Genomic DNA, 24,302 nt, shown 5'->3' with positions numbered 1-24,302 from the left:
GTATGAGAGCTTTAGTTATTTTATTTTTTTCTTTTTCAATTTTCTTTTCTTGGGCTCAAGAAAAAACTTGGTATAACAACAATTGGAAAAAAGTTAGTCAATCAGAAGCTGCATATTACATTCCTATTCCGAAAAAAGTAAAAAACGGGTATTGGATTGTTAAGTATTATAAAAACGGACAAAAATATACTGAAGGATTTAGCACAGATAGCAAAATTACTAACGAAGCTTACGAAGGTGTTGTAAACTATTACAACGCTAATGGTAGTATTGCAAAGAAAGAAAGCTACAGAAACGGAGAGCTAAATGGACTTAAAAAAGTATACTTTTCAACTGGTGAATTAAAATCTGTTGGTCGTTATAGAAACGGAAAAGAAGATGGAGTTTGGAAAACTTTTTATAAAAACGGTAAAATAAAAACTAGAGGAAAATATAAAAAAGGAGAAAAAGTAGGAGTTTGGAAAACCTTCTACAAGAACATTTATTAAATATTAAGTATCTTTGTAATACGAAAGAATTCTGAAAATGAAAGGACCTTTATTTTACGCCAAAATTTTACTCTTTGGAGAATACGGAATCATAAAAGATTCTAAAGGATTAGCTATTCCTTTTAATTCTTACAAAGGAGCTTTAAAAACAGCTAAAAATTTATCAGGACAAGCATTAAAATCTAATCAGTGTTTATTAGATTTTTACAATTATTTATCTAAGCTTGATGCTGAAGTTGTTTCTTTTAACTTATCTGAATTAAAAAATGATATTGATGCAGGAATGTATTTTGATTCTTCTATTCCTATGGGATATGGAATTGGAAGTTCTGGAGCATTAGTAGCATCTGTTTACGATAAGTATGCAAATGATAAAATAACTGTTCTTGAAAATCTTACTAGAGACAAACTATTAAAGTTAAAAGAAGTTTTTTCTTTAATGGAATCTTTCTTCCACGGAAAGAGTTCTGGTTTAGATCCTTTGAATTCTTACTTAAGTTTACCTATCCTTATCAATTCAAAAGAAAATATTGAGGCTACAGGAATTCCTTCTCAAAAAGAAGGTAAAGGTGCTGTATTCTTATTAGACTCTGAACAAGTTGGTGAAACTGAACCTATGGTTACTCTTTTTATGAGTAAAATGAAAAATGAAGGTTTCAGAAAAATGTTGAGTGACGAATTCGTTACGTATACCGATGCTTGTATTGAAGATTTCTTAAAAGGAAACGTAAAATCTTTATTTAAGAATGTAAAACAATTATCTAAAGTTGTTCTTACAAACTTCAAACCTATGATTCCTAATGCTTTTCATAAAGTTTGGGAAAATGGAATTCAAACTAATGACTACTACCTTAAACTTTGTGGTTCTGGTGGTGGTGGATACATCTTAGGTTTTACTGAAGATTACGAAAAAGCAAAAAATAGTTTAAAAGATTATAAACTTGAATTAGTTTATCGATTCTAACACGTATGAGTCTTAAGTTTTACGACAGACATATTTTAGTAAAACTATTAAGCCTTTTATCTGTTGTAAGAGGATATAATATCTTAGTATTAGTAGCCGCTCAATATCTCGCGGCTATTTTTATTTTCTCTGAAAATAAATCTCTAAAACATGTTTTACTAGATTGGCATTTACTTTACTTGGTTCTTGCTACAGTTTGCGTTGTTGCTGGAGGCTACATTATTAATAATTTTTATGATGTAAAAGCAGACAAAATAAACAAACCCATAAAAAGTACTCTTGACGATAAGATTAAACAAGAGACAAAACTTTCATTATACTTTTTATTAAATTTCATTGGATTTTCGTTTGGATGGCTGGTTTCTTGGCGTGCTGGATTCTTTTTTGCAGCTTACATTTTTGGAATTTGGTTATACTCTCACAAACTAAAAAAGTATCCTTTATTTGGTTTATTTAGTGTTACTGTACTAACTATACTTCCTTTTTTTGTAATTTTTATTCATTATAAGAATTTTTCAAAAGTAATTTTTGTTCATGCTTTCTTTTTGCTTCTAGTAATTGCTGTTAGAGAGTTAATCAAAGATTTAGAAAATATTAAAGGCGCTATCGTTAACAACTATAATACTTTTCCTATTGTTTACGGCGAAACAAAAACGAAAAAATTTATTATTTTTTTACTTATTCTAAGTTTACTTCCAGTTATTATATTGTCGTATTATCCAGCAATTCAGTACATGAAATACTATTTCTTTCTTGCTGCAATTACACTTACATTCATTAGTTTTTTCATCTGGAAATCAAATACCAAAAAACAATATCAACGCATACATAATATTTTAAAAATCTTATTATTAATTGGTGTTTTTAGTTTATTACTAATTGACAAATCTCTTCTTTTAGATCGAGTTATAGATCAACTTAATTAAAAAAGAAAATCGTTTAAGAATATATTCCTAAACGATCTTCAAAACTTCTAATCTTCTTTTTCTTTGTATAGAAAGCAAACTATTATTATACCTAATGTATAATCCCCTAACAATTCCTCCCCTTAAAATTGTTAAGCAAAACTAACGAAATACCTTACGGATCTTATCACCCGAAAAAGGTGATTCTCGTATCAAACTTTAATTTTTATAAAACTCGTTTTACAAACACCGCACTTATACGCACGAACAAATGGCAATAACTTCATTACTCCATGTCTTTTTTTTCTTTTAATTAGATGCGAATCACAACTTGGACATCTCATTTTCAAATTTTCTTTTTTTTATTAAACACTCCCCCCACTACCTTTTGATGAACACAATTAAAAAATCGCCTAAACAATCTTAGACGATTCGTTGTATTAACCTCCCCTTCAAGGTAGTTATGAAAAAACTAAGTAATCCGATCTTTTACTTAACTTCAAATCACTCCAAACAAAAGTAAATGAAGCATAAAACAATCAAACCACCCTTTTTGGGTGATTTTACATCTTTTTTTTTCGTGATATTTGTATCGTGATTCAATCATAGTTTTTATTTTGAAATTATCCCGCAAAATATTTTTACTAGTAGTCTTGTTTCATTGTATAAACACCTTCTGTCAAGTTCCAGTTTATAAACATATAACAACTGAAGACGGATTAGGTGATAACAAGACATATCAAATCATTCAAGACAGCAAAGGCTTTATTTGGATTGGTACAGATGATGGTTTATCCATGTACAATGGAAAATCAATAAAGAACTACACCGATAATGGTTTACGTTCTAATTATATAATTGATATTATTGAAGACAAATACAATGATCAATTTATACTTGCTACTTGGGGAGGTGGGTTACATACTTTCAAAAATGATTCTATTCAAAAGTTCGACAACTCTGCAGACAGAACAACTAATATTAATAAAGTATATCAACTAAATGATTCAATAGTTATTGGTACGAATATAGGAACACCATCTGTTGTTATTTATGATTTGAAAGACAACACTATGAATAAGATGCAATTGGTGAGTCCTTCTAAAAATAAAACATCTTTATCATTATTTTTAAAAAAGCACAGTGCAAACGACCTGCCTTTTGCATTAAACAGCGACTTTTACAACAATAACATTTACTTCTTTTCGAATCAAAAAGAAAACAAATTAAGTATTTCTAAAAAAGGAATTAACCTAGTTGACAACAAATTAAACGTAAGACATTTTAATATTGAAGAGCTTAACAATAAATATGTACATGCATTAGTCTTTAATAAAAATGAATCCATTATTAGTTCCTACAATAAGATTTACCTTTATGAGAATCAGAAACTAAATAAGGTAATTAATATTCCTTTGAAAAGAGGGAAAATTATTCAAATGTTTCGCGTAGCTGAAATATTGTATTTTGTTTTTCATCACGATGTAGATAATATTAGGAAAGTTTACACCTACAATTTCAATTCAAAAACTGTTTCTTCATTATCAGATCAACTTTCGATTAAAAGTTCAATATCAGATATCTTAATAGATCGCGATTACAATTTATGGATTACAACATACGGACAAGGTGTTTTTCAGGTTTTGAATACGAAGAATAATTTCTTTTCAGAAGATGTATTAGAAAACACAGATCTTAGAGACATTGATATTATTGACTCGGATATTATTATATCTTCTCACAGTTTAATTTACCTTTTGAATGATCAAGGAATTCAAACAAAAAAGATCCCTTTTTACACAGAGCATTTTCAAATTGACGATGATAAAATTAATTTAATCACTCCTGGTAGAACTTCAGAAACGTACACCACTTATCTCAATTCTCATAAAGTTTCTAACAAGATTAATGAAACGTTTTCATTTGAAAAAGATTCATTAAAAGTAGATTTATATCATGACAGGTATGAAATTAGAAAACATGGAAAGCTTATAAAAAGTGATGTAATTCATAATGATCCTGAGCACTTTTTTAAAAATGCAACATTATATAAAAATCAAGTACTCATTAATTGTGGAAGATTAGGTGTGTATGTTATCGATTTAAAAACACTAGAAAAAAGCAAATGGAATTTCTCTGAAAGTTTTAATATCAATATTTTCAATGATCTTGTTGTTAATAAAGACACCATCTGGTTTGCTACTAATCAAGGAGCCTATAAAATAACTCCTAAAAGCACAACTCACTTTTCTACAAAAGAAGGACTTTCTAGTAATCACATTAACGACCTATTTATAGATTCTCATCAGAAACTTTGGGCAGGAACTCAAAAAGGATTAAATGTTTTACATCAAAACAACTTCTACAGTATTGATGAGAACTTGGGACAAATATCTTCTTCCATAAGAGAAATCACAGAAAAAGATAATTATTTATACGCTATTGGAAATAAAGGGCTTTTTAAAATGAACAATTCTACTCCTTTTAAAACAGCTCACAACACACAACTTATCGTTGAACAAGACAAAAATACTTTTACGTTAAACACAATAAACTTTATAAATTCTACTTCGGTAAAACTAGCATATCAAATTGATGATGAAAATTGGATTTTAACTACAGATAATTTTTTAGATTTTAATGATAAGAAAGAAGGCAACTATAGTATCCGATTCAAGTACAAAGACAGTTTGAGCAATTGGAAATATACTCCTGATTATTATTTTAGTGTAAACCTTCCGTGGCATCAGCAAACTTGGTTTTTTGTTACACTCACCTCTTTTTTCCTTGGATTTTTAATAGTCTTATTATTAAAAGGCTTAAAAAAGAGTATTGAAAAAAACAAAGCACTTAAGAAAACTATACTTGAAAAAGAAAAACTACAAACAGCTTTAAAAGAAGTTCGCAAGAATGTAGCTAGGGATTTCCACGATGAGCTAGGTAATAAACTCGCTAGTATAGCTATTACTTCTAACCTACTTATTGACGATGAATTTTCTTCAAACAAACAAAATAAGAAAGTAAAACTGCAACAGATTAAAAAAGATGCTGATTATTTATACAGCGGAATGAAAGATTTTATCTGGTCTTTAGATCACAAAAATGATGATCTGCATCAGCTACAAATTTATTTAACCGATTTTGGAGAAGAATTATTTAACAATTCTCCTATATCTTTTTATACATCACATAATTTCACTGAAGAAAAAATTATACTTCCCTATTATTGGAGCAAACAGCTCGTTTTAATTTTTAAAGAAGCTATGACAAATACATTAAAATATAGTAAGGCTTCAAAAGTATTTTTAAAATTCACAATAAAAAAGGATACTTTAAAAATTATCTTATACGATAATGGTATAGGATTTAATATCGATGCTGTAAAGAGAGTTAACGGAATACAAAATATGAAGTTTCGTGCAAAAACGCTAAATCAAAAGTTAAAAATTAAAACCGATGATGGTGTAACAATAACTTTTACAGGAAACTTGAAAAACAATAAAGTACATGGAAACAACTAATGTTATTGTAATAGAAGATCATGAAAACATTTTAAATTCATTTATTGAAATTATTAATAGCTCCCCAAAGTTTAAAGTTATTAATGGTTTCACTTCTGGAGAAGAAGCGATTAAATTCACAAAAAAGCAATCGAATATTGATATTATGTTAGTTGATATTCAACTTGGTGGAATCAATGGAATTCAAACAATTAAAGAAATCAAAAAAAACATCCCTAATGTTTTACCAGTCATAATTTCTGTTCACGAAAATTCTAAATATGTTTTCGACGCTCTTTGTGCAGGTGCAATTGGTTATTTGACCAAGAATATTTCTCCGAAAGAATTAATTAATGCTCTTGAGCAAACTCAAAAGGGAGGAGCACCTATGAGTAGTAACATTGCACGAAAAGTAGTTGAATCTTTTCAGTCTCCAAACGAAAAAGAACTTTCCGAAAGAGAAAATCAAATATTAAATCTTTTAGCTAAAGGCAAAAGTTACGCCTCTATTGCAGATGAACTTTATGTTTCTATAAACACCATAAAAACCCACACAAGAAACATTTACGAAAAACTTCAAGTGAATAGCAAGAAAGAAATCATAGAAAAATATGGTTAAATTTGCAAATAAAAAGACTTACTCTTTTTTTTTACTGGAAGCCAAATATTTAGAGTATATTTGCGCCCGTTTTAAAATTATTTCAAATGAATAAAAATAACTCGTCGAGAGGACGACAAGCTGGAAAGAACAGCAATCCTCGTTTCAAACGTAACGCTCCTAAAAAGAAACCTACTACTTCACAGTCACAAGAAAATCCTGGAGTACGATTAAATAAATTTATTTCTAATGCTGGTATTTGTTCTAGAAGAGAAGCAGATACATACATTGAACACGGTAGCGTTACTGTAAATGGTAAACTAGTTACTGAAATGGGATACAAAGTTCAACCTGATGATGCAGTACGATTCGATGGTACTTTAATCTCAATGGAAGAAAAAAGATATGTTCTTTTAAATAAGCCTAAAAACTACATTACAACCATGGAAGATGATCGTGGTAGAAAAACTGTAATGGATTTGATAGCTAATGCGACTAAAGAGCGCATATATCCTGTAGGAAGATTAGATAGAAATACAACAGGTTTACTTTTGTTTACAAACGATGGAGAATTAGCAAAAAAACTAACACATCCGAAACATAATGTAAGAAAACTATATCATGCTTCGTTAGATAAGAAGTTAACACTTTCTGATCTTGAAAAATTACGTGGTGATGTAGTGATTGAAGGTAGAAAAGTTTTTATTGATGCTGTTTCTTATGTAGAAGGTGAAAAGAAAACAGAAGTAGGAATAGAAATTCACTCTGGAAGAAACAGAATTGTAAGAAAAATATTTGACCATTTTGGTTACCATGTTGTAAAATTAGACCGAGTTATCTTTGCAGGATTAACGAAGAAAAATCTACCTAGAGGAAGATGGAGAACGTTAACTCAACAAGAAATAAACAACTTAAAAATGTTATAAGAAATGAATTTTGATGATTTAAAAGCAAAAGCAGACGATATATTTAACAGTACTTTTTCTAAAGAAGAAAAGTTACAAGCTATATGTGATTACCTTAAAGAAGAAGTTTCGTATTACGATTGGGTAGGCTTTTATTTTAAAAATGGAGATAAAGAAGAGCTAAAATTAGCTGAATTTGCTGGTGAGCCAACAGAACATACAATTATTCCTTTCGGAAAAGGTATTTGTGGTCAAGTAGCTGTTAGCAATGAAAATTTTGTAGTACAAGACGTTTCTGAACAAGACAATTATATTTCTTGTGGATGGAAGGTTAAATCTGAGATTGTAATACCAATTTTTGTTGATGGTGAAAATATCGGTCAAATAGACATTGATTCTCATACTGTTAATCCATTTTCAGATAAAGACGAGCAACTTTTAGAATATATTTGCGAAAAAGTTTCGTTTTTATTGTAAAAAAACGTGTAAACACTTGGTTATAAAGTTTTTTTGTATAGATTTGTAAAAAGTTATCAACAATTTTATTACTAACTCTTAAATCCCCTAAAGATGAGTAAGAATATCCCTAGTTATGAAAGCTTAGGTAAGAGTACCGAGGCTGGAAAGTTGACTTTGCTAGAAAAAATAGCGCTTTGGGTAAGAGATTTCTTAGAAAACGCAGAATAGTAAGTCAATAAAAAAACTTAAAACCGAAAAAAACTTCAAGTTGTTAACAAGTTTTTTTCGGTTTTCTTTTTAAATACCTTCCCTAACAATTGCAGTAAAATCCAACTTTTAGTAAATTTGCGCGCTCATTAACAACACAACAATCATGAGCAACAACAAAACTATTAAATCTGCATTAATCTCTGTTTTTCATAAAGACGGTTTAGGTCCAATCGCAAAAAAACTTAATGAATTAGGAGTAACAATATACTCAACTGGTGGTACTGAAAAATTTATTTCAGAATTAGGTATCGATGTTGTTCCTGTAGAAAGTGTTACTGATTATCCTTCTATTTTAGGTGGAAGAGTAAAAACATTACATCCTAAGATTTTTGGTGGTATCTTAAACAGACAAGAAAATGAAAGTGATGTAGCACAACTTACAGAGTTTAATATTCCACAAATAGATTTAGTAATTGTAGATTTATATCCTTTCGAGAAAACAGTAGCTTCGGGTGCTAGCGAACAAGATATTATTGAAAAAATTGATATTGGAGGGATTTCATTAATCAGAGCTGCAGCTAAAAACTTTAAAGATACTTGTATTGTTTCTTCAATGGAACAATATGATGAGTTTTTAAACTTAATCTCTGAAAACAATGGTGAAACTACTGTCGCAGATAGAAAAAAGTTTGCTGCTAAAGCATTTAATATCTCTTCTCATTACGATACAGCTATATTTAATTATTTTAATGAAGAGGAAGTAGTTTACAAAGCAAGTGAAACTACTGCTAAGACATTACGTTACGGAGAGAACCCACATCAAAAAGGATATTTCTTTGGTGATTTAGATGCAATGTTTGATAAGTTACACGGAAAAGAATTAAGTTATAACAACTTATTAGATGTAGATGCAGCTGTAAATCTTATCAATGAATTTAAAGGAGAAGCTCCAACATTTGCAATTTTGAAGCATAACAATGCTTGTGGTTTTGCTCAAAGAGAAACTGTTTATCAAGCTTATGTTGATGCTTTAGCTGGAGATCCTGTTTCTGCTTTTGGAGGTATTTTAATTTCTAATGTAGAAATTGATAAAGAAACTGCTGAGGAAATTCACAAATTATTCTGTGAAGTAGTAATTGCTCCAAGTTTTACTAATGAAGCTCTTGAAATCTTAAAAGGAAAGAAAAATAGAATCATTTTAGTTCAAAAAGAAGTTGAATTACCTAACCAAATCGTTAGAACTTCTTTAAACGGTGTGTTAGTTCAAGATAAAGACAACAAAACTGATGTTCTTGAAGATTTATCATACCCAACAAACGAAAAGCCAACACAAGAACAAATTGATGATTTACTTTTTGCTTCGAAAATCTGCAAACACACAAAATCTAACACAATTGTATTAGCTAAAAACAAGCAGCTTTGTGCAAGTGGAACTGGACAAACAAGTAGAGTTGATGCATTAAGACAAGCAATTGAAAAAGCTAAAAACTTCGGTTTCGACTTAGAAAATTCAGTAATGGCAAGTGATGCATTTTTCCCTTTTCCAGACTGTGTTGAAATCGCTGATAATGCTGGTATAAAATCTGTAATCCAACCAGGAGGATCTATAAAAGATGAATTAAGTATCAATTATTGTAACGATAATGGTCTTTCAATGGTATTTACAGGAACAAGACACTTTAAACATTAATGTTTAAGGTGCCTTTTCTATCATTTTTTTTATTAGATTTGTGAGAATACATAAACGGGTTACACTTTTAAATATTTTTTATGGGATTTTTTGACTTTATGACAGAGGATATCGCAATCGATTTAGGTACTGCGAATACCCTTATCATACATGATGGAAAGGTAGTTATCGATAGTCCTTCGATTGTTGCCAGGAATAGAGTAAACGGAAAAATTATTGCAACGGGTAAAGAAGCCCAACAGATGCAAGGTAAAACCCATGAAAATATTAAAACAATTAGACCTCTAAAAGATGGTGTAATTGCCGACTTCCAAGCTTCAGAAGAAATGATAAAGGAATTTGTAAAACAGATTCCTGCAATTAGAAAAAAAATATTCCCACCTTCTCTACGAATGGTTATCTGTATTCCTTCAGGAATTACCGAAGTAGAAAAAAGAGCGGTTATTGATTCTGCTCGTCATATGAATGCTAAGGAAATCTATTTAATTTACGAACCAATGGCAGCTGCAATTGGTGTTGGTGTAGATATAATGGAGCCTAAAGGTAATATGATCATTGATATAGGAGGTGGTACTACAGAAATCGCAGTTATCGCATTAGCTGGTATTGTTTGTGATCAATCTGTAAAAGTTGCTGGTGATTTATTTACTAGTGATATTATGTATTACATGAGAACTCAGCATAACCTTTATGTAGGTGAAACTACTGCTGAGAAAATGAAAATACAAATAGGTGCTGCTACCGAAGATTTAGACGATACTCCAGAAGATATGATGGTTCAAGGTAGAGATCTTTTAAGTGGTAAACCGAAACAAGTTCAAGTTTCTTATCGAGAAATTGCTAAAGCATTAGATAAATCAATTTTAAGAATTGAAGATGCTGTAATGGAAACATTATCTAAAACACCTCCAGAATTAGCAGCAGATATTTATAATACTGGAATATATTTAGCTGGTGGTGGTTCTATGTTAAGAGGGTTAGATAAGAGATTATCTAGAAAAACAGACTTACCAGTTTACGTAGCTGAAGATCCATTAAGAGCTGTAGTTAGAGGAACTGGTATTGCACTGAAAAACTTGAACAAATATAAGAGCGTATTAGTTAGCTAAATTTATGCAACAGCTTCTCTATTTTATTCAGAAGTATAAATATTTTCTGTTCTTTTTACTATTACAAATTATTGCTTTTGCTTTAATAATAAATAATCATAGCTATCATAGAAGTAAATTTGTTAGCTCTGCTAGTTTTATTACTGGTGGTTTATATGAAAAGAAAAGTAATCTTAATAGTTATTTGAATCTCAGAAAAGAGAATAACGATTTAATTCAAGAAAATTTAGCACTGAAAAATAAACTCGAGAAATTTAAATCGCTACTTGATAGTGTTGAAGCTAAAACTTTAGTGGATACTGATAATTACAATCAACAATTTGAATACATAAACGGTAGAGTTTATAAAAACGAATTCCATAAACCATACAACTACATTACTATTAACCGTGGAGAAAAACACGGAGTTAAAGAAGAAATGGCTATTGTTAATGACAAAGGAATTATTGGTATGACTGATGATGCTTCTTCTAATTATGCAAGAGTTCGATCTATTTTGAATAGAAACAGTAAAATAAATGCTCGATTTAAAAACAGTGGATATTTTGGATCTTTAAGTTGGAATGGAGAAAATCATAATATTGTTCAACTTTTAGATATCCCTAGAGAAGCTAAAATTAATATTGGCGATACAATTATTACTGGTGGAAACTCTGCTATTTTTCCTAAAGGAATTCTAATTGGAACAGTTCTTAGTAATGATGAAAATATTAATATTAAATTATTTAATGATATGAGTAATTTAGACAATATATACATCATTAAAAACTTTCATCAACAAGAAATTAAAGCTGTAGAAAACAAAAACGATGAATAGAAAACCTTTCTATCTTGCTATTACTTTTATTTGTTTAATTCTAATTCAAGGATTAGTATTAAATAATATTATGTTATTTGATAGAATCAATCCATATATTTATATCGCTTTCATCTTTATTTTCCCATACAGAACTAATAGGTTTCCTATCTTATTTTTAGGTTTTCTTTTAGGCTTATTTGTTGATTTTTTCTCAGATTCAGGTGGTATTCATGCATTTGCCACAACTTTAATTGCATATTTACGTCCAAATTTCTTTAGAACATTCTTTCAAAAAACAGAAGTAGACTACGAGTTCTTCAACATGAATCAAGAATCTTTTGGAAAAATATTCAATTTTGTTGCTACACTTACACTAATTCATCATTTTACCGTTTTTATACTGATAAACTTTAGTTTTAATAATTTCTTAAATGTTATTATTAACACCATTTTATCAGTGATATTTTCTTTAATTTTATATTTCTTAGGGAACTTTATTTTAAGTAGAAAACAACAATAGTGAAACGAAGCTTTTTATTAATTTTTTTAATTACAATAGTTGGACTGTTGTATATAGGAAGATTGTTTCAATTTCAAATATTAGAAGGTGGTGATTCAAATCCTACCAGTAATGCTACTATTAAAATTGAATACGATTATCCTGAACGTGGTTATATATATGATCGCAATCATAAATTACTGGTTGCCAACGAGGTTTCTTATGATGTAATGGCAATACCTAGAGAACTAAAATCTATTGATACTTTAGAGTTTTGTAAACTTCTTAAAATCACAAAAGAAGAATACATAAAAAAAGCCATTAAAATTAAAAATCCTAAAAAATTTGCACCTTGGCTTCCTGCAGTTTTCATCAAACATCTAGCAAAAGAAGATTATGCTTTTCTACAGGAAAAATTACATAAATTTAGAGGATTTTATATTCAAAAAAGAACAATACGAAATTATCCTACCCCAATAGCAGCTAATGTTTTAGGATATTTATCTGAAGTAAACGAATTACAAGCTAAAAACAATCCGGACTATGAGAACGGAGAATTAATAGGTAAAGCTGGTGTAGAAAATTATTATGAAAAAGCTTTAAGAGGTAATAAGGGTAAAAAATATTACAGTAGAGATAATCTAAATAGAATTACTGGAACTTATAAAGAGGGAATATACGATACGTTAGCTGTAGCCGGAAAAGATTTGATGTTAACCATAGATACAGATTTACAGCAATATGGAGAAAAATTAATGACAGGTAAAAGAGGTGGTATTGTTGTTTTAGAACCTTCTTCTGGTGAAATATTAGCATTAGTTACAGCTCCTTCTTACGATCCAAATGTTTTAGTAGGAAGAAAACGAAAAAAACATTCAACAATACTATTTAATGATAGCATTAGTAATCCTACTTACGATAGAGGTTTACAAGGACTTTATGCTCCTGGTTCTCCATTCAAAATTCTAAATGGTCTAGTTGGATTACAAGAAGGTGTAATCAACGAAAAGTCTTTTGTGTATTGTTATGGAGGATATCGTTACGGAAAAAGAAAGCATGAATTCATGAAATGTCACTGTGGAGTTTATGGTCGTCCAATTCGTCTTAAAAAAGCAATTGCAAATTCGTGTAATAGTTATTTTTCTGATGCCTATAGAAAAATTATAGACAAATCTAAAAACACAAAAGAAGGATTTGACAGGTGGAGTAACACTGTTAAAAGTTTTGGTTTAGGTAATTATTTAGGCTATGATTTACCTGTAGGTCAAAAAGGAAGAATTCCTAGTTCTAAATTTTACGATAATAGATATGATTTTAGATGGGGAGCTACTACTAATATTTCAAATGCTATTGGACAAGGAGAAGTAGAAACTACTCCAATACAATTAGCAAATGCTACAGCTGCCATTGCTAATCGAGGTTTTTATTTCACACCACATATTGTTAAGGAAATTGACAATAAAAAAATTGACAATTCTGATTTCGTAACTAAGAAACAAACCCTTGTAGATGCAAAACATTTTCCGGTAGTAGTTGAAGCTATGCATGAAGTTTTTAAAACAGGAACAGGAAAATACAGCCAAGTAAAAGGAATTGATATTTGTGGAAAAACAGGAACTGTAGAAAACTTTGCTATTATTGATGGTAAAAAAACACAACTAAAAGATCACTCAATACTTATTGCTTTTGCTCCGAAAGAAAATCCTAAAATAGCTATGGCTGTTTTTGTAGAAAACGGTGGTTTTGGATCTACGATAGCAGCGCCAATTACTAGTTTAATGATTGAAAAATATCTGAACGGTAACGTAGAAAGAAAAGCCTTAGAAGAAAGAATGGTTAAACTTAGTTTAAAAGAAGAGTACGATAAGCTACTTGTAAAAAAGGATACTATTGAGACAATTAGAGAATAATATATTTAAAAATATCGACTGGCTAACAATACTACTATATACTATTTTAGTTTTTTTTGGTTGGTTAAATATCTACGCTGCTTCATCTACAGGTAACGAAGCAGATATATTTAGTTTCAGTACAAGATATGGTAAGCAATTAATTTTTATTGTTTTAAGTGCACCTCTAATCGTATTGATATTATTCTTGAATTCTAAATTCTACGAACAATTTGCAAGTCTTATTTATATTTTTTCTTTAGTGCTTCTCGCTGGAGTTTTGGTTTTAGGAAAAAAAATTAATGGTGCTACTTCTTGGTATAACTTTGGAGGTATTAGTTTACAACCTTCAGAATTTGCTAAAGCATTTACAGCTCTTGCTTTAGCTAAATTAATGAGTGATCGCCAGTATAATTTAGACCTTTTAAAAAATCAAATTAAGGCATTTATAATTATATTTTTGCCTGCATTTTTTATAGCACTGCAACCAGATATGGGATCTGTTTTAATTTACTTCTCTTTCTTTTTTGTTCTGAATAGAGAAGGTCTTACATTAAAATATTTCATTTTGGGTGTTACAGCTTTAGTCCTCTTTTTACTAACAATATATTTTGATATAAAGATAGTATTAATTGCTACTTTAATTCTTTTAACATTAATCTTCGCATACATTATATATAGAAACAAACAATTTTTTAGATTTAACTGGCCAGTTATTTTAATCACATATATTGTTTCTGCTATTTTTATTTCAGCTGTTGGATATACGTATACGAACATCTTAAAACAGCATCAAAAGGATCGTTTTGATATTCTATTAGGTAAAATTGAAGACAATAAAGGAATTGGTTATAATACTTACCAATCTGAGCTTACGATTAAATCTGGTGGACCTTGGGGAAAAGGTTTTCTTCAAGGTGATAGAACACAAGGAAATTTTGTTCCTGAGCAGGATACCGATTATATTTTTAGTACAGTTGGCGAAGAATGGGGTTTTTGGGGATCGTCTCTTGTGATTATTTTATTTGTGTGTTTGCTTTATCGTATTATATTTTTAGCAGAAAGACAGACAAATAAATTCTCGAGAATTTATGGCTACGGAATAGCTTCTTTACTTTTTTTTCATGTTGCAGTTAACATAGGAATGGTAATTGGACTTTTACCAACAATAGGAATACCGCTTCCCTTTTTTAGCTATGGAGGTTCATCTTTATGGGGTTTTACGCTGTTGATTTTTATTTTTATAAGATTAGATGCACATAAAAAATATGACTATTAGTGTCATTTATTCTATAGCTTTCCTGAAGCTACAACTCTTTTGTCATTTCATATAATTCATCTTTCTTATCTAATTCGATAATTGTCCTTTTTATTATTGTTTCGTTTACTTCTTTAACGATTATCAATTCATTTCCTAAAACATAATCTCTAAACTCATTAAAAAGACTATTTAACTTATTAATTGTTATAAAACTTGTCCATCTTTTCACCCCATCACTAAATTCAATAGTAACTTCTATATAATCATTATGACTATCTGTTATTTCATCATCAATAATTATAGATTTTATATCTGGCATTTCCTCTTTAGTAAAACAATATTCGGGTAACCAAACAAGTTTGTTTCTAGTATTAAAAACTCTTAATAAATCTTGTTTGATGTCTTGAATGACATAGCTCTTTCTTTTGAGAATATGGTCAGAAAATGAAGACTCGTTGATACAATAAACGATATCACCTTTTTTCATGTAAATACTTTTCTTTTCTTAAAACAATTATAAACAAAAAAACACTTCGAAAATCGAAGTGTTTAATATTAACTAACCTTAAAACTTTTTTTATAATGCAGCAACGTGCTTAGATAACTTAGATTTTAAATTAGCTGCTTTATTCTTGTGAATAATGTTGTTTTTAGCTAATTTATCTAGCATTGAAATAACAGTAGATAACATTCCTTCTGCTTCCTTCTTATCAGTTGTAGCTCTTAATTTTCTAACAGCATTACGTGTAGTTTTATGCTGATATTTATTTCTTAAGCGCTTAGCTTCGTTACTTCTTATTCTTTTTAATGCTGACTTATGATTTGCCATTTTATAAAATCTTAATAGTTATAAAAACGTTGTACTCCGTACGGGATTCGAACCCGTGTTACCAGGATGAAAACCTGGCGTCCTAACCCCTAGACGAACGGAGCGGGATGCAACCTCTTTGTGATTGCGGGTGCAAATATAAAACTAATTTTCTATACCTGCAATTTTATCTAGAATATTTTTCTTGATAAAAAAAGCTTCGAAATAAATTCGAAGCTTTGTACTCCGTACGGGATTCGAACCCGTGTTACCAGGATGAAAACCTGGCGTCCTAACCCCTAGACGAACGGAGCAAAACAATCTTTATCAGTTTGCGGGTGCAAATATAAGACTATTTTTTAAACATCATAATTTTTTCTAAAAAAAATTAATATGCTTTTGCAAAAAGTACTCTTCGAGTAGATTTTCCATCAGAAAAAACACATGTTCCCTCCTCTTCAACAACATCATTAGGTATACATCTAATAGTTGCTTTAGTTAGATCCTTAATCTTATCTTCTGTCTCTTCTGTACCATCCCAGTGAGCTGATACAAAACCTCCTTTATTTTCAATAACATCTTTAAACTCCTCAAAAGAGTCTACTTTAGTTATATGTGTATTTCTGTATGTTAATGCTTTATTGAATAAATTAGATTGTATTTCTTCCAATAAATTAGAAACAAAATCAACTAGGTTACTTTGTTCTACTGTTTGTTTATCAAAAGTATCTCTCCTAGCCACCTCTACAGTACCATTTTCTAAATCTCTATTACCAATAGCTACACGTACAGGAACTCCTTTTAATTCGTACTCTGCAAACTTAGCTCCTGGTCTCATTGTATCTCTATCATCAAATTTAACCGAAACTCCTTTTGACTTCAATTCTTCAACGATAGGTTTCATCTTATCAAAAATTGCATTCAGCTGATCTTCTCCTTTATATATAGGAACAACAACAACTTGAATTGGTGCTAGCTTTGGAGGTAAAACTAATCCAGCATCATCAGAATGTGTCATAATTAAACCACCAATTAAACGTGTAGATACTCCCCAAGAAGTTGCCCAAACATATTCTTGTTTTCCTTCTTTAGATGTATACTTAACATCAAAAGCTTTTGCGAAGTTCTGACCTAAGAAATGAGATGTTCCCGCTTGTAAAGCTTTTCCATCTTGCATTAAAGCTTCAATTGTATATGTATCTTCAGCTCCTGCAAATCGTTCACTTTCAGATTTTGCTCCTTTTACAACTGGCATAGCCATAAATTCTTCAGCAAAAGTTGCATATACTTCTTGCATTTGTTTTGCTTCAACAACTGCCTCTTCTCTTGTAGCATGAGCTGTATGTCCTTCTTGCCATAAAAACTCAGCTGTTCTTAAGAAAGGCCTTGTTCTCATTTCCCAACGCATTACATTAGCCCATTGATTTATTAATAATGGTAAATCTCTATGCGATTGTATCCATCCTTTATATGTATTCCATATAATAGCTTCTGAAGTCGGACGTATAATTAACTCTTCCTGTAATTTTGCATTAGGGTCAACACGTAACTTTCCTTCGTTATCAGGGTCTGTTTCTAATCTATAATGTGTAACTACTGCACATTCTTTCGCAAAACCTTCTGCATTCTTTTCTTCCGCCTCAAACAAACTCTTGGGAACTAATAATGGAAAATACGCATTCTGATGTCCTGTTTCTTTAAACATTCTATCAAGTTCAGCTTGCATTTTTTCCCAAATTGCAAACCCATAAGGTTTAATCACCATACAACCACGTACGGCAGAATTTTCAGCTAAATCAGCTTTAACAATAAGCTCATTATACCATTTTGAATAATCTTCAGCTCGTTTTGTTAAATGTTTACTCATAATTGAAAGTTTGGCACAAAAATTGCTATTTTTTTGTTGTAAATTACAGCAACAAAACTACGTTAAATTAGTAACTACTACAATAAACTTGTTTTATTTTGCTGATAATTTCAAAAAACGTTAAATTTAATAAAACGATAAGAATATGAAATCACATTACACTATAACCAAACTTGCATTATATTTCTTATCATTAATCGTGGTTACTACTTTAGTTTCATGCGGAGCTGCGCAAACGGTTTCTGGTAATGATGATGGTATTTATGCGGAAGATGAAGAACGACCTCAACGAAGAATTGTTCAAACGAATGATCGAGAATATGATGATTATAACGAAAATTACTTCAAAAAAGAAGTTGAACGTTTAGATGATTTAAATGGAACAGATATTTTAACTGATATCGAAAATTATAGTTCTGATGATTATGATTTCGAAGATGAAATAGAAGACGAAGATCAAGGTCAAATTTCAACAAATAGAGAACCTTGGGGATTTGATGGAGATTCTGATGTTGTAATCAATGTAAATACATTTGGAAACAATTGGGGTTATGGACCTTATTGGAATGTATGGGGTGATCCTTTTTGGGGAAATCCATGGAGAGGAAGATTTGGATATCGTTGGGGATTCAATCCTTATTGGCATCCTTATCACTGGAATTCTGGATTCTATGTAGGTGTTGGTGGTTTTTACGATCCATTCTACTGCCCTCCTGGATTTTATGGTTACAATAGATTTGGTATCAATAGAGGTTTCAGAACTTACAGAGGTTTTAGATACGGGAATGCAAGATACAGTAGATACGGTTACAGAAATGGTGTTTATAGTAGAAGAGGCCGATATGCTTCCAATAACAGAAGAACTTATTCAAGAAGTAACTCTAGAAGCGCTTCTAGACGTTCATCTAGTGTATATAGAAGAAATAACAGATCTGTTAGACGTAGTAATGGTCGATCTGTAAACCGAAGCAGTAGAAGTATTTCAAGAAATAGAGGAAACTCAAGAGTAAGAAGAAATTCTAGTTCTACTAGAATTAGTAGAGGCTCAAATTCGAGAGGAACAAACAGAAGTATTAATCGAAGTAGTAGATCTAGAAACTATAATAATAGTGGTTCTTCTAGAAGAAGTAGTCGATCTTATACACCTAGTAGACGTAGTTCTTCAAGAAGTTTTTCTAACAGTTCTTCTTCAAGATCAAGAAGTTTCTCAAGATCATCTTCTTCTAGCAGAAGTTCAAGAGGAAGAAGCAGAAGATAATCTATAAAAAACTACTGTATACTTTATATTTAGCTATTATTTTTACGACATGAAAAAAATTATATTTTTTGTAGCAATTTTTGCTACAATAGGGACTACTTATTCTCAATTTACCGATTATAATGATCTAGGAATTCTCTTCTCTAGAGATCAGAGAACTGGTACTGCTAGATTTAATGCAATGGCCGGAGCCTTTGGAGCATTAGGTAGCGATATTTCATCAACAGATATTAATCCAGCTGGTGCAGCAGTAGCAAGAAAAAGTAAAGTTGCTGTAACTTTTGAAGGTATTAATAATGATTATAACGTCAATTATTACGGTAACACAACCAATACAAGAGACGAAAGAATAAACTTAAGTCAGGCTGGAGCAATTTTTGTATTTGACGGAAGCAATAATACAAACTGGAATAGATTTGCAATTTCATTCAATTATAAAGTAAAAGCCGATTTTGATAATTTTTATCAAGGTAATGGAAATAGTGGTTTAAGTTTTTATGATAATAATTTTGATAGAACAGCTGCTCCTAATAACACTTTCTATCAAACTTTCAATCAGGAATTCTCTAAAGAAACTAGTGGAATAAACAGTGTATTTAACATGGGAATTTCTGCTGTTCACGACAATAAATTATTTGTTGGAGCTTCTTTAAAGTTTCATAGTTTAGAATATAGAGAACGTGCTATTTCTATAGAAGATAATGATGACTTAAGCGGAACTCCATTATTATTTGACGATATTAATGAGCAATTTATTGACGGAACAGGTTTTTCTTTTAACGTAGGTTTTATCTACAAACTAAATAAATTCATCAGAATTGGAGCATCTTATGAATCTCCTACTTGGTATAGTGAAGTATTAGAAGAAAGCTTAAATGATTTTGCTGTTTTTGATACAACAGATCCGAACAACCAATCTATTTTATTAAGAGACAGATCTAACAGAGGACCTTTTTCTCTTCGATTTAGAACACCAAGTAAATTAACAGCTAGTGGAGCTTTAATTTTCGGAAAACATGGAGTTATTAGTTTAGATTACACCTATAGAAATTTTTCTAACTTCAGATATACAGATGATGTAAGTTTTAGAGACGCTAGTGGTCAATTAGTGAATCCTAATAATTTCTTCTCAACAGATTTTAGAGCAACTCACGCTTTAAACCTAGGAACAGAATGGCGTTTTGACCGTGTAAGTTTAAGAGGTGGGTATTTCTATGAGAAAAATCCTAATTTAAGAGAAGGTGGAAATACAAACGAAGATAACTACAGAGGATTTACCGCTGGACTAGGTTATAATTTTGGGAATACTCAAATCGGAGTATCATACTTAAGATCTATGAATGACGAATTCTATACTCTATATAATATAGGAGACATAAATATTGATAATACAACTTCAAGAATAGCTGCAAGTATAACTTTTAGCTTATAAAATTTTTATTGGGGATTTTTAAAGAGTCTCTTAGTAAAGTTTGTCAAAAACTGAACTAAGAGGTCTTTTTATTTAATCAGTTTTTTACTGTAATTTTGTAATCTCATTTCTTAGTATGGAAAATATCAATATCAAAATAGAAAATACTACTAACAATACTATAATTAAGTTTGTTAGTGATTCAATCATAGTGAATAGAGGTAGCTATGAATTTAATAATATAGACGAAGCAAAAAGCTCAGCATTTGTTCAACAACTTTTCTACTTACCTTTTGTGAAAAAAGTTTTTGTTGCTGCGAATTTTATTGCAATACAACGTTATGATATCGTTGAGTGGGAAGATGTTCAAGAAGAAGTAAGAACTCAAATTGAAGCATATTTAAATACTGGTAAAAAAGTAATTGAAGAGAATAATGAAGAATCTAAAAAAGAAGCTATAGAAGTGTATGCTGAAGTTACTCCTAACCCAGCTGTAATGAAGTTTGGAAGTAATAAAGCTTTAACTCAAACAGACATTGAATTAAAAAACATAGAAGAAGCTAATTCATATTCTCCATTAGCGAAAGCATTATTCGGTTTTCCTTTTGTGAAAGAGGTTTTTATTTCTGAAAATTATATTTCTGTAACAAAATATGATGTAGTTGAATGGAACGAGGTTTATCAAGAGATAAGATCTTTCATTAGAACTTACCTTCAAGACAATAAAACGATCATCTCTGAAATCCCTAAGCAAAAAGCAACGACTGAAAATGAAGTTAGCCAAGAGAATTTAGATGAAACTTCAGTTAAAATTGTTGAGATTCTTGACGAATACATCAAACCTGCTGTAGCTTCTGACGGTGGAAACATTGCTTTTAGAAGTTATGACCCTGAGACAAAACAAGTAAATGTAATTTTACAAGGAGCTTGTAGTGGTTGTCCTTCATCTACAATAACATTAAAAAATGGTATTGAAACAATGTTGAAAGAAATGTTACCTAATCAAATTAATGAAGTTATTGCTATAAATGGATAAACAAGTAAAACCTTATAAAGATTCAGAATTAGGCAAAAAAGAGCAAGTTGCTCAGATGTTTGATACTATTTCTGAAAACTACGACGGCTTAAATCGTGTAATTTCATTTGGAATCGATGTTAGTTGGAGAAAAAAAGTTGTTCGTCTTATTGGTGAAAACAATCCTAAAACTATCTTAGATATAGCAACAGGAACTGGTGACTTGGCGATGATGATGACCAAATTAAATCCTGAAAAAATTGTTGGTTTAGATATTTCTGCAGGTATGTTAGAAGTAGGTAAACAAAAAATTAAAAAGGCAGGATTTGACAACAAAATCGATATGGTAATCGGAGATAGTGAAAACATCCCTTTTGAAGATGATACTTTTGATGCTATCACAGTTTCTTTTGGTGTTAGGAACTTCGAAAACCTAGACAAAGGATTAAAAGAAATATTACGTGTTTTAAAGCCTGGAGGTAAATTCGTAGTCTTAGAAACTTCAAATCCAACTAAGTTTCCTTTCAAACAATTATATAAATTACACACTAACGTATTTTTACCTATTGTTGGAAAACTATTTTCTAGAGATAAAGTAGCGTATTCTTATTTATCTGAAAGTGCAAATTCTTTTCCTTTTGGAGAAGCTTTCAACAATATTTTAAGAAAAAATGGGTTTAAGAATGTGAAAAGCTTGCCAGTTACATTTGGTGTAGCTTCAATTTATTCATCTACAAAATAACATGTTAAAAAAACTTTTAGTCACTGGTTTACTTTCAGTAGTAGCTTTTAACTGTGCTGCACAAAGAGAACGTATCGAAAATTTACCAAATTTTGATAAACGTTTAATTCACTACGGATTTTACTTAGGTTTAAACACAAACGGTTTTAAAGTTTCATACAGACCAAGTAATTTCCCAGATGCACAAGTAGATGTAGTTTCTGATGTAGGATTTAATGTTGGTTTAATTGGAGATTTAAAACTTCATAACAATATTAATCTACGTTTTGAACCTGGACTAATATCTAATACTAAAACATTACGTTTTACTCATATTGCAAACGAAACTCAAGGAACTAGAGAAGTAGGTAACACCTATTTACATTTACCTTTTATTTTTAAGTTTAGTACGAATAGATTAAACAATGTACGTCCTTATATTTTAGGTGGAGCTTCTTTTGATTTTAATTTTTCTAGTAATGAAAAAAATCAAGATGATAATTTCTCTGGACAATTTAGACAAAATGCAAGTGCCTTTATGTATGAAGTTGGTATAGGAATGGATTTTTACTTGCCTTATTTCAAATTTTCTCCTTCTATTAGAGGAATCTTTGCAATTACTAATGAGATTAAATATGATAATCGAGGACCAAGTCAGTGGACCGATCCAATTGACTTTTTTGGAACACGAGGTATATTCCTCCATTTATCATTTGAATAAATACAAAATAAAAAGAGTTGCAAAATTGCAACTCTTTTCTTTCTTATAAGGAATGGTGCCCCCCGATACCTAATCCTTCATATTCTTAAGACACTCAAATTAAAGTTAAGTCACAACGTAAATCAGAAAAAGCTCGAAAAAAGCTTTAACATCCTATTTATCAAAAGGTTTTTCAGTGAAAAAATAATTAAGAAAACAAAAAAGGACTAGTAAACTAGTCCTTTTAATGATTTGCTCACTACGCAAATCTGTAGATAGAAGTCCCCCGAAATCTACCAAATAATTTATATTTAAATTTTTCTAAGAGAAAATCTCTTATAAATATAATACAAAGTAAACATCACAAATATAATCGAAAAATATTAATAAAATAATTATTTCTTAATAATTATTTTATTATCAACTACTTCCTTAATTGGAAGTATGATTTTTCCGGTATTCGTTTCTATTGTCATACAAATATTATCAATAGCAACTACTACTCCTTCTACATCACCTATTTGTATCGTAACACCAATAGTAATATTTCTTCTTGAATAATATCCAAATAATAATCTTGTCACAGCATCTTTTGCTCCTAAACCAAAAGCAATGGTAAATGCTAATAATACAGAACCTATAACTAATGTTAAATTACTTTTTATTACTGAAGTATCTACACCTGCTTGATCTAGAGCAGTAATAGAAAGAAAAACAACTATTAAATAAAAAGCTATATTACCAACTACGTTACCTCCACTAATTTCAAGCGACTTAAACATTCCTTGAATAGCTTTTTTTACCATAGTTCCCAAATAAGCTCCTCCAGCAAAAATAGCTAGAGCTGTTATTAGATTTGGTAAATAAGAGAAGAAACTTGCTATACCTCTAGACACGCCATCTAATCCAAAAATACTAGCACCTGCCATTACAAAAACCAAAATTAAGAACCATTTTATGACTCCTAATATCACCTTAGTTAAAACAATATTTATTGTACTATCTCCAAAAATTTTAGTTTCACTTAATTTTTCAGACCATTGATCTATATTAGTTTTTGCTAAAAACTTCCTTAAAACAAATAAAAATACACGAATCAAAATCCACGCTACAATTACATAAGCTATAAAACCTGCAACAGTAGGTAAACTATCTGCTATTTTTTGAAAAACTTCTTGAAACGGCTTCAACACATCTATCCCTCCTCCTTGTACAGTTTCTTTTACTTGTTCTTGCATAAATTTAG

The 24,302-nt window shown here is 30.2% G+C and carries 22 protein-coding genes and 2 tRNA genes; 18 read left to right on the top strand and 6 right to left on the bottom strand.

Features of this window, described 5'->3' with window-relative positions; all coding sequences use genetic code 11:
• Positions 1–2 precede the first annotated feature (2 nt).
• The 13 genes from Q1A15_RS12025 to rodA all read left to right on the top strand — a co-directional run bounded on the left by Q1A15_RS12025 (position 3) and on the right by rodA (position 15,294).
• Complete coding sequence (locus Q1A15_RS12025) at positions 3–488, top strand: hypothetical protein (RefSeq protein WP_299623889.1); 486 nt, start codon at positions 3–5, stop codon at positions 486–488.
• A gap of 37 nt (positions 489–525) precedes the next feature.
• Positions 526–1,452: a mevalonate kinase gene (locus Q1A15_RS12020; protein ID WP_299623886.1), complete on the top strand. Its 927-nt coding sequence runs from the start codon at positions 526–528 to the stop codon at positions 1,450–1,452.
• A gap of 5 nt (positions 1,453–1,457) precedes the next feature.
• Positions 1,458–2,378, top strand: coding sequence for a geranylgeranylglycerol-phosphate geranylgeranyltransferase (locus tag Q1A15_RS12015; protein ID WP_299623882.1), 921 nt, complete (start codon positions 1,458–1,460; stop codon positions 2,376–2,378).
• 632 nt (positions 2,379–3,010) lie between these two features.
• Positions 3,011–5,878, top strand: coding sequence for a two-component regulator propeller domain-containing protein (locus Q1A15_RS12010; protein ID WP_299623879.1), 2,868 nt, complete (start codon positions 3,011–3,013; stop codon positions 5,876–5,878).
• Positions 5,865–6,476: a response regulator transcription factor gene (locus tag Q1A15_RS12005; RefSeq protein ID WP_299623876.1), complete on the top strand. Its 612-nt coding sequence runs from the start codon at positions 5,865–5,867 to the stop codon at positions 6,474–6,476. Before Q1A15_RS12010 ends, Q1A15_RS12005 begins: the two co-directional genes overlap by 14 nt.
• An 86-nt stretch (positions 6,477–6,562) precedes the next feature.
• Positions 6,563–7,381 carry a pseudouridine synthase gene (locus Q1A15_RS12000; RefSeq protein ID WP_299623873.1) on the top strand — a complete coding sequence of 273 codons (819 nt, stop codon included), beginning with the start codon at positions 6,563–6,565 and terminating at the stop codon, positions 7,379–7,381.
• A 3-nt stretch (positions 7,382–7,384) separates the two neighbouring features.
• Positions 7,385–7,837, top strand: coding sequence for a GAF domain-containing protein (locus Q1A15_RS11995; RefSeq protein WP_299623870.1), 453 nt, complete (start codon positions 7,385–7,387; stop codon positions 7,835–7,837).
• Positions 7,838–8,192: 355 nt separating this feature from the next.
• The gene (purH, locus tag Q1A15_RS11990) at positions 8,193–9,719 is read left to right on the top strand and encodes a bifunctional phosphoribosylaminoimidazolecarboxamide formyltransferase/IMP cyclohydrolase (RefSeq protein ID WP_299623867.1); all 1,527 of its coding nucleotides are present in this window, start codon (positions 8,193–8,195) and stop codon (positions 9,717–9,719) included.
• 80 nt (positions 9,720–9,799) lie between these two features.
• Complete coding sequence (locus Q1A15_RS11985) at positions 9,800–10,828, top strand: rod shape-determining protein (protein ID WP_299623864.1); 1,029 nt, start codon at positions 9,800–9,802, stop codon at positions 10,826–10,828.
• A gap of 4 nt (positions 10,829–10,832) precedes the next feature.
• Positions 10,833–11,645, top strand: a complete 813-nt coding sequence (mreC, locus tag Q1A15_RS11980; protein ID WP_299623861.1) for a rod shape-determining protein MreC — start codon at positions 10,833–10,835, stop codon at positions 11,643–11,645.
• Positions 11,638–12,147, top strand: coding sequence for a hypothetical protein (locus tag Q1A15_RS11975; protein ID WP_299623858.1), 510 nt, complete (start codon positions 11,638–11,640; stop codon positions 12,145–12,147). Before mreC ends, Q1A15_RS11975 begins: the two co-directional genes overlap by 8 nt.
• Entirely contained in the window at positions 12,147–14,036 is a 1,890-nt protein-coding gene (gene mrdA / locus Q1A15_RS11970; protein ID WP_299623855.1) for a penicillin-binding protein 2, read from the top strand. The genes Q1A15_RS11975 and mrdA overlap by 1 nt, the downstream gene beginning before the upstream one ends.
• The gene (gene rodA / locus Q1A15_RS11965) at positions 14,017–15,294 is read left to right on the top strand and encodes a rod shape-determining protein RodA (protein WP_299623852.1); all 1,278 of its coding nucleotides are present in this window, start codon (positions 14,017–14,019) and stop codon (positions 15,292–15,294) included. Before mrdA ends, rodA begins: the two co-directional genes overlap by 20 nt.
• A gap of 28 nt (positions 15,295–15,322) precedes the next feature.
• Here the strand turns inward: rodA and Q1A15_RS11960 are convergent, their stop codons facing one another.
• From Q1A15_RS11960 to proS, 5 genes are all read right to left on the bottom strand, one after another.
• On the bottom strand, positions 15,323–15,763 hold the full coding sequence (locus Q1A15_RS11960; RefSeq protein ID WP_299623849.1) for a hypothetical protein: 441 nt from the start codon (positions 15,761–15,763) through the stop codon (positions 15,323–15,325).
• 90 nt (positions 15,764–15,853) lie between these two features.
• Entirely contained in the window at positions 15,854–16,105 is a 252-nt protein-coding gene (rpsT, locus tag Q1A15_RS11955) for a 30S ribosomal protein S20 (protein WP_299623846.1), read from the bottom strand.
• A gap of 32 nt (positions 16,106–16,137) precedes the next feature.
• Positions 16,138–16,209 (bottom strand) — tRNA-Glu (locus Q1A15_RS11950).
• A gap of 117 nt (positions 16,210–16,326) precedes the next feature.
• Positions 16,327–16,398, bottom strand: a tRNA-Glu gene (locus tag Q1A15_RS11945).
• Positions 16,399–16,472: 74 nt separating this feature from the next.
• Positions 16,473–17,951 carry a proline--tRNA ligase gene (proS, locus tag Q1A15_RS11940; RefSeq protein ID WP_299623843.1) on the bottom strand — a complete coding sequence of 493 codons (1,479 nt, stop codon included), beginning with the start codon at positions 17,949–17,951 and terminating at the stop codon, positions 16,473–16,475.
• A 145-nt stretch (positions 17,952–18,096) separates the two neighbouring features.
• Here proS and Q1A15_RS11935 point away from each other — a divergent pair, with 145 nt between their 5' ends.
• The 5 genes from Q1A15_RS11935 (at position 18,097) to Q1A15_RS11915 (ending at position 23,077) form a co-directional block, all read left to right on the top strand.
• The gene (locus Q1A15_RS11935; RefSeq protein ID WP_299623840.1) at positions 18,097–19,209 is read left to right on the top strand and encodes a hypothetical protein; all 1,113 of its coding nucleotides are present in this window, start codon (positions 18,097–18,099) and stop codon (positions 19,207–19,209) included.
• A 49-nt stretch (positions 19,210–19,258) separates the two neighbouring features.
• Complete coding sequence (locus Q1A15_RS11930) at positions 19,259–20,641, top strand: outer membrane protein transport protein (protein ID WP_299623837.1); 1,383 nt, start codon at positions 19,259–19,261, stop codon at positions 20,639–20,641.
• Between the two features lie 115 nt (positions 20,642–20,756).
• Positions 20,757–21,656 (top strand): NifU family protein, encoded by a 900-nt coding sequence (locus Q1A15_RS11925; protein WP_299623834.1) that lies wholly within the window; start codon positions 20,757–20,759, stop codon positions 21,654–21,656.
• Positions 21,649–22,377, top strand: coding sequence for a bifunctional demethylmenaquinone methyltransferase/2-methoxy-6-polyprenyl-1,4-benzoquinol methylase UbiE (gene ubiE, locus Q1A15_RS11920; protein ID WP_299623831.1), 729 nt, complete (start codon positions 21,649–21,651; stop codon positions 22,375–22,377). Before Q1A15_RS11925 ends, ubiE begins: the two co-directional genes overlap by 8 nt.
• A gap of 1 nt (position 22,378) precedes the next feature.
• Complete coding sequence (locus tag Q1A15_RS11915) at positions 22,379–23,077, top strand: porin family protein (protein WP_299623828.1); 699 nt, start codon at positions 22,379–22,381, stop codon at positions 23,075–23,077.
• 374 nt (positions 23,078–23,451) lie between these two features.
• Here Q1A15_RS11915 and Q1A15_RS11910 read toward each other — a convergent pair whose 3' ends face one another.
• Positions 23,452–24,294, bottom strand: a complete 843-nt coding sequence (locus tag Q1A15_RS11910) for a hypothetical protein (RefSeq protein ID WP_299623825.1) — start codon at positions 24,292–24,294, stop codon at positions 23,452–23,454.
• Positions 24,295–24,302 lie beyond the last annotated feature (8 nt).

It is taken from the genome of uncultured Tenacibaculum sp. (assembly GCF_947495995.1).
Taxonomy (GTDB): Bacteria; Bacteroidota; Bacteroidia; order Flavobacteriales; family Flavobacteriaceae; genus Polaribacter.
Note: the sequence above shows the minus strand (reverse complement) of the source record. Positions and strands in the feature narration are given on the sequence as shown.

Bases quoted from the DNA above. Each gene is read 5' to 3' on its own strand.
- Q1A15_RS12025 (WP_299623889.1), top strand. From the start codon at position 3: ATGAGAGCTTTAGTTATTTTATTTTTTTCTTTTTCAATTTTCTTTTCT.
- Q1A15_RS12020 (WP_299623886.1), top strand. From the start codon at position 526: ATGAAAGGACCTTTATTTTACGCCAAAATTTTACTCTTTGGAGAATAC.
- Q1A15_RS12015 (WP_299623882.1), top strand. From the start codon at position 1,458: ATGAGTCTTAAGTTTTACGACAGACATATTTTAGTAAAACTATTAAGC.
- Q1A15_RS12005 (WP_299623876.1), top strand. From the start codon at position 5,865: ATGGAAACAACTAATGTTATTGTAATAGAAGATCATGAAAACATTTTA.
- Q1A15_RS12000 (WP_299623873.1), top strand. From the start codon at position 6,563: ATGAATAAAAATAACTCGTCGAGAGGACGACAAGCTGGAAAGAACAGC.
- Q1A15_RS11995 (WP_299623870.1), top strand. From the start codon at position 7,385: ATGAATTTTGATGATTTAAAAGCAAAAGCAGACGATATATTTAACAGT.
- purH (WP_299623867.1), top strand. From the start codon at position 8,193: ATGAGCAACAACAAAACTATTAAATCTGCATTAATCTCTGTTTTTCAT.
- Q1A15_RS11985 (WP_299623864.1), top strand. From the start codon at position 9,800: ATGGGATTTTTTGACTTTATGACAGAGGATATCGCAATCGATTTAGGT.
- mreC (WP_299623861.1), top strand. From the start codon at position 10,833: ATGCAACAGCTTCTCTATTTTATTCAGAAGTATAAATATTTTCTGTTC.
- Q1A15_RS11975 (WP_299623858.1), top strand. From the start codon at position 11,638: ATGAATAGAAAACCTTTCTATCTTGCTATTACTTTTATTTGTTTAATT.
- Q1A15_RS11960 (WP_299623849.1), bottom strand. From the start codon at position 15,763: ATGAAAAAAGGTGATATCGTTTATTGTATCAACGAGTCTTCATTTTCT.
- rpsT (WP_299623846.1), bottom strand. From the start codon at position 16,105: ATGGCAAATCATAAGTCAGCATTAAAAAGAATAAGAAGTAACGAAGCT.
- proS (WP_299623843.1), bottom strand. From the start codon at position 17,951: ATGAGTAAACATTTAACAAAACGAGCTGAAGATTATTCAAAATGGTAT.
- Q1A15_RS11935 (WP_299623840.1), top strand. From the start codon at position 18,097: ATGAAATCACATTACACTATAACCAAACTTGCATTATATTTCTTATCA.
- Q1A15_RS11930 (WP_299623837.1), top strand. From the start codon at position 19,259: ATGAAAAAAATTATATTTTTTGTAGCAATTTTTGCTACAATAGGGACT.
- Q1A15_RS11925 (WP_299623834.1), top strand. From the start codon at position 20,757: ATGGAAAATATCAATATCAAAATAGAAAATACTACTAACAATACTATA.
- ubiE (WP_299623831.1), top strand. From the start codon at position 21,649: ATGGATAAACAAGTAAAACCTTATAAAGATTCAGAATTAGGCAAAAAA.
- Q1A15_RS11915 (WP_299623828.1), top strand. From the start codon at position 22,379: ATGTTAAAAAAACTTTTAGTCACTGGTTTACTTTCAGTAGTAGCTTTT.
- Q1A15_RS11910 (WP_299623825.1), bottom strand. From the start codon at position 24,294: ATGCAAGAACAAGTAAAAGAAACTGTACAAGGAGGAGGGATAGATGTG.